6 protein-coding genes are annotated in these 6172 nt (G+C 46.8%); 1 reads left to right on the forward strand and 5 read right to left on the reverse strand.

Annotated elements, in window-relative coordinates; genetic code table 11:
• Positions 1-143: 143 nt before the first annotated feature.
• Both VMC84_RS11960 and VMC84_RS11965 read right to left on the reverse strand, forming a co-directional pair.
• Positions 144-1892, reverse strand: coding sequence for a hypothetical protein (locus VMC84_RS11960; RefSeq protein WP_325380950.1), 1749 nt, complete (start codon positions 1890-1892; stop codon positions 144-146).
• Positions 1879-2169: a hypothetical protein gene (locus VMC84_RS11965; protein WP_325380952.1), complete on the reverse strand. Its 291-nt coding sequence runs from the start codon at positions 2167-2169 to the stop codon at positions 1879-1881. The genes VMC84_RS11960 and VMC84_RS11965 overlap by 14 nt, the downstream gene beginning before the upstream one ends.
• Before the next feature lie 121 nt (positions 2170-2290).
• On the opposite strand from VMC84_RS11965, the gene VMC84_RS11970 reads away from it, so the two are divergent.
• Positions 2291-3049, forward strand: coding sequence for a class I SAM-dependent methyltransferase (locus tag VMC84_RS11970; protein WP_325380954.1), 759 nt, complete (start codon positions 2291-2293; stop codon positions 3047-3049).
• Positions 3050-3052: 3 nt separating this feature from the next.
• Here the strand turns inward: VMC84_RS11970 and VMC84_RS11975 are convergent, their stop codons facing one another.
• The 3 genes from VMC84_RS11975 to VMC84_RS11985 form a co-directional block, all read right to left on the reverse strand.
• Positions 3053-3901 carry an SGNH/GDSL hydrolase family protein gene (locus VMC84_RS11975; protein WP_325380955.1) on the reverse strand — a complete coding sequence of 283 codons (849 nt, stop codon included), beginning with the start codon at positions 3899-3901 and terminating at the stop codon, positions 3053-3055.
• A gap of 63 nt (positions 3902-3964) precedes the next feature.
• Positions 3965-5077 (reverse strand): DUF354 domain-containing protein, encoded by a 1113-nt coding sequence (locus VMC84_RS11980; RefSeq protein WP_325380956.1) that lies wholly within the window; start codon positions 5075-5077, stop codon positions 3965-3967.
• 91 nt (positions 5078-5168) lie between these two features.
• The coding region (locus VMC84_RS11985; protein WP_325380958.1) for a GNAT family N-acetyltransferase at positions 5169-6172 on the reverse strand (1004 nt) is incomplete at its 5' end.

Consider the following 6172-nt stretch of genomic DNA (forward strand, 5'->3'; position numbering starts at 1 on the left):
TTAATATTTAAATGGTATTTTTTTCAAACTGTCTGTAACTTAGTTAACGATTAGTCATATTATACTTTTTGGTCTATCTTTAATATTAAATAAATAGAATTGTTCAATTGGACCAAATTAAAAATAGTTTTTTTATTTTTATATTAAATTTGTTTATATTGATAATATTTATATAGTTCATTCGAGGTATAGGCGCTAATGTCAGGAGAGCTAAAGATCCTGTTGAAGGAGTACAGGTTATTATATAAGTCGTCATCCCTATGATAGTAATCATAGTACGAATCGGAGCTCGAATAATACCAGAACATCGTTTCATTCGCCGTATAGAACCTCAATCCGCGCCGGTCGATCTCCTTATCGCGGAGTATGATGATATCGTTCGGGCTGTGAACGATGGGCATACTCGTATTGGCATACACTTTTAAGATCGTATAATTATGCGGCTGCCACGGCACGGCTTCGTAATACCTCGCCGGGATATAGTCCACGAGCAGATAATCCACCCTCACGAGCGAGATGAAGTCCAGGCCCTGGGTCTCGCCCTCGCTCAAATAGAATGTATAGAATGACCTTTTCACCAGTGGGTTATCGAGGGCTACCCAGTCGTTCGACACCGATAAGAGCACCCAGACGATAAAAATGACCAGCATTATAGCTTTTCCGGCCTTTTTTAATCGATAGAATAAAAATAATAAGCCGACGGCGGCGATCAATCCGATAAAGATAAAGGTATACTCCTCGAACCGTCCCAGGTTCAGGTTACCCGCCAGCTTGTTGACAAGCATGAGCGGCCCGGGGAACGTGATCGGAACCAGTAAGAGGGAAACGATCCCCAGAATCTTAACCGTGCTACTCACTTTTTTGTCGCGCAGGATCAGCAATGCGCCGACGATCAAGAAGAAGAGCGTGGGCATAAACTGGATGTAATTGAACAGCTCGCCCGTAGGCTGCGTAAAGATGGATTTTGTGAGCGGCCCCGTCGGAGCGGGAGAAGTAATATCGGTGATCAGCGTTTGAATGAGCCGGTTGGCGAAGAGTTCCCAGTAGATGATCGTTATCGCCCCGCTAATGAGTAAATAGGAAAGCGTGACTAGTGATTTTTTTTCTTCCCGGGCGAAGAACAGGTTCAGGATGTAGATGACCGCCAGGATTGCCAGGATATAGGGTATCGAAACGGTATGGTAAAGTACGATTACAAACGTAAAAAATATTGCGAGGTAATATTTTACTGGATTATCCCTGCCTACCAGGAGGTAGACCAGCAAGACGAAGAAAAACGATTCGGCACTTCTCGGTATCGAATAGATCCCGTAGCAAATGAGCGTAGGATAGAACGATATGATCAGGGCGGATAAGAGGGCTACCTTATTATTATTTAAGAGATTGATCGCGGCCAGGTACATGAACACAGGTAAACAGAAAAAAATCAAGCCGCTCAGGACGTAACAAATGGTGTTGACCGTGATCGGTAGGCCGCTGATCTGATAAAAGATGCTCGCAAGGATATGCCACAGGGGGAAGGGCTGATACGTCTCGAATATTTCCGTAACGTGGCCGAGATTGATCAATGAATTGATCAGTTGAACGTGTCCAAAAATATCGGTGTAGCCAAAGGAGTAATAATATTTTAGTGTGACACCCCAGATAATGTTCACTGTGAGGAGCATGATCTGGAGTAATATGAGGACGTGTTTTTTACCCGGCTCGCTCCGCATGATCTCGAGGAGAACGACGGCCGCCATTATCGCTATGACCAGATAATAAAAGATATTTCGAACGTCGTACGTATACAGGAGTAAGATCGACAATGCGTAGAGAACGAAATAAAGAACCCCCAGGAGTTTCATGTCAGCAGTGCCGGAACCGGGGGATACCGCGTCATTTTGTGCCATTGTCTTCGAACTCCATCAATTTATTAAAATATATGTAGTATGCCAGGGGTCCGAGGATCATAGGCACGGCCAAATATGAGCCTAAAAGTGAAAAGCTATATTCTCCGATTATCAAGGGAAGGGTGATGCCAGCTATCGCTACGATAGGTATGATAAAAAAAAATATTTTTCCTAACACCTCGAAACTAATTTTTTCCCTTAAAATCTTAATATTAAATATGACCAGTGTACCGATGAGAACAAGGAACGCGATAAAAATGTTTTCCACAGATACCATGATTATTCGCAGATATATGGGTCCTGGATATTAAAAGCTTATGATAGAAGATAATCGTAAGCATAGCACGATTATATCGTCATGAGAAATGTTATATAACATAAAAAAAATATTCGGGAATATGCTTGAGTCTATTAAATATACGCATACTATCTCGGCGATCCCGTATATCATAAAAAACCCTTCGCTGATGCTGACCGCCACGGAGGGATTATCCCGGTATTATTTCGCAAGGTCCCTGTCGAAAATGTCGGGGCGAGATTTTTTCGAGGACATGCAGTACTTTTTACCAAACGACCTGACGGAGCACCTCGCAAAATATCATTTTGTCGACAACGGCATTCGATTGAATATGTATTCGCTCATAAAAAAATATAAGCCAGAGATCGTGATCGAGACGGGCGTGGGAGACGGTGCTTCGAGCGCTTTCACGCTGGCGGCGATGCACGAGAACAAGAAGGGCCACCTCTATTCTATCGACCTTCCGCCCTACGAATGCTTTACCTCGAAGGGGACGGACAAGGACGGCCAGATGGTCTACATCATCGGCGATGGCTCGGACCACCATTTCACGGAGAATAAGGTGGGAAAATTCATCCCCGAGTACGTTAAGGACCGGTGGACACTGATAGCCGGCGACGCGAAGGTCGAGCTGCCAAAGCTGCTGGAGAAGCTCGGCGATATCTCGATATTCTTCCACGACAGCCTCCATACGTATGACCACATGCTCTTCGAATACGAGGCCGCGTGGCCGCATATCACGGAAGGCGGCCTGCTCCTGTCGCACGATGTGCTATGGAATAACGCGTTCTCCTCCTTTTGCCGGATGAAGCAAAGAAAGCCGGTCATATACCGTAGCCTCGGCATTATCAAAAAGTAAGGCTCAAGTCATTATACCGTATTTTTTTTTCAGCTGGCTTTTAATGAAGGGCATGATTCTGCCGTTCACGTGGATCTCGTCCGCGGAGAATGCGTCCGCGATGAAGCCATCCTGGTCCGCGACCTCGGGATAAATATCGATATATCCATACCCGTTCTTCTCGCAAAAGGCCCGGAGCTTTTCATTAAACGTCCGGTTGATCCAGCTCCGGATCTCCGGCGTCGCCAGGAATGGATAGCTGGATCGGAATTCATCGAAGAGCTCCCGTCTCATCCGTTCCGTCGCGTAGGGCGGATACCTGAAGATCTGCTTCGGGGCGGGAATAACGCCGTAGACGACGAAGTTCACGCCTGCATTACGCAATTGCTCGAGGACTTCCCCGTAGTTGGAGATCGCCCGGTCCATGAATTCTTCCATTGTAACGCCGTTCTGGCTTTTTCGATACTGGTTATAGATGTGGACGCGGCAGTCGATCTCGCCGAATACGAGAATGATGAGGTCCTTTTTAAGATCGATCCGGCCGAGCTCGGAGAACAATTTTTGGTTCGACCGTATGGTACTGTTCTTGTTTTTCAGGTTATAGGCGGTCGCGGGGCCGATGTTATGGACGATGAAGGACCGTGTCCGCTTGAAAGCCCACGAATGGCTATCGCCGATGACGTGGACGAGGGGCCGGTTGAATGACCGGGCATATGCCACCGAGTAAATATTATTAAATTTGACCAGAAAAGTGTTGAGTTCCATTTTAAAAAAAAAGCCCATGAAAAAAAAGAGGCCTCGTTCCCGGATGACCTCGGAGGCGATGGATATGTAACGAATAATTTTCGATGGATAATCATTATTCGTATTCATATGCGGCCATTTCTCCGTCTTATGCCTATCTGGCTTTTCAACGATAAAAATTATGCACGGCGGCTATTTAAAATTATACTGAAGTTGCGGGCTTTGCTTGATCTCCGCGAGGGACCCCGGATAGTTTTCTATGAACCAGACAAGGAAAGCGGTCACATCGATTTTATCTTTTAAGAATATTTCCCTTTTTCGCGCCCAGTCCCTTTTCGAAGCCCCGATGTCCGCCAGGATTTCGTCAGCCTTCCGCAACAGCTCGGTCTCATCGTAAAAGCTATAGACGAGGCCGTATTTATTTTGTAGCTCATCCATGATACCGATGATAGAGGTGACGCTACGGGGTCCTGCCCTATACATCAGGCGCTCGAAGTGAAGCGCAGGCACTCCCAGGATCGCGGCCTCGTTCGCGCTCGTGGAGCCTTCGCCTATATAGAGTTTCGAATAGTAGAGAAGATGATGGTATTTCATCGGGTCGATCCGCCGCTGATATTTTTTTAGGCCGGGATCCAGCTCGACCTCGGAGGAGATAATGACCTCGCCCTTTTTTATGAGCTTCTCGATGAGAAGGGGCATGTATCTGGCATCGAACTTCTCGCTCCTCGTGTCGTGCGTGGCGTTGAAGGCCGCAAAACGTAATAGAAAGATATTATCTCCCTCGGTCAGGCCCAGGTCGGCGAGGACTGAGGGGTCCGGCTTAAAATAATTAGGGTGGAGGTATGCCAATTCCTTGCACCCCGCGAAGCGAATATGCTTTTTACCCAGGTCTTTTTTAAAGCTCTCCGGAGTCAGGATGATGTCCGTGTTGGGATAGGCGATGAAATTCGTCAGATCGGCGTGCTCCGTATCTGTTATACCGATATGGGCCTTTCCGAAAATTCGGCTGATCGGCCCCGCGATCTCCGACGTGGTGCTGATCAGGATATCAGGATCAAAACGTTTTACAAGCCGGTACATCTCCATTTCGCCGTTAACCAGAAGGACGAGTTTGCCCAGGATGCCGCAATTGACGTTGTTATATAGGATGCTATAATCGAACCCATAGCCTTTTATCAGGTCCAGGGCTATCTCCTTGATGGAGATCGCGATCTTAACCGTATGCCCATCCTTTTCGAGCCGCCACGCGAGGTTCTTAAAAAGGTGGATCTGGGCAGGGTGGCCGATCTCGATCAATATCCGCACGATATCATCCCCCGGGAATGAGTTCCCATTCTGGCCACGAATCCTGGATATCCCTGCATAATCTCCGTACACTCGGGTAAATAGTTCATCATCAGATCAGTTTCTTCCTCACGAGGTTATAATAGGACCACTGGGCCAAATTTCCTATGAGATCCGTTTTCGTGAGGGTAAAAAACATCTCGAGGGATGGATTAAATTTCGACTGGTAGGTGCAAAACCTCTGTGTATTCGCTCCCACGATCTCGAATTTTTTATATCCACTTTCCTTTGCCCGCTTGATCAGTTCCCACGTCGCAAATTCTTGATTGCCGTAGAGTTTTTTATTGATAATCGACAGGCCCCATAATAATCGGAACGTATCCTTATACTCGCAGCTGACTTCGATGTCCTGTAAGGTCTTATCCTGCGTTAAAAAATGTATTTTTAAGTTATCGGGGAAAGTCTGAAAGATGTCGTCGAGATAGGCCTGGCCGGTCAGCGGCAGGTTCATGCCCTGATCGTTAAAAAGTTTTTTCAACATATTATATAATCGGGCGACGTCGTAGGATTGTTCGATCTTTACACCGGGCTTTCCGAACGATTTTATCCGCTCCCGGCAATCCTTGCCGAAATTCTTCCAGATTACGCCCAGGGGGTCCCGGAGGTCGATCACGTAGGTGTAATGGTTTTCCACGCCATAGCCGTTCCACTTGAAGGGCCGGACGTCGATGAATTCAGGGGCGGTGATGATCGACGTATAATTCGGCATGAACTTTTTTATTTCCGCATCGATCTCGTCTCCGATGGCGTTGCCATAGATCTCTTTTCTTTTTTGCTTTACAGTGTCGTATACCGGTGCCATCACCGGGCCCAGGTACGGTACACTGGTCAAAGGTGGCGGCGAAAAGACCATATTCAAACCATTATAATACCGATAAAAGAGCGGGAAAATACAGATCAGCTCATTACCCCGATAAATACCATAGGGAAACAGCTGATACCGGGTATGCTTTTCCATGATCCGCAGAAAATCCCACCGATGGAACAGCAGGCCATAGGGACTCCTCTCCACGAACTCATCCCAAAGCGCCTGGTCACCGATCAACTCAACCGACA

Origin of the sequence: Methanocella sp. (assembly GCF_035506375.1) — an archaeon.
Lineage (GTDB): Archaea > Halobacteriota > Methanocellia > Methanocellales > Methanocellaceae > Methanocella.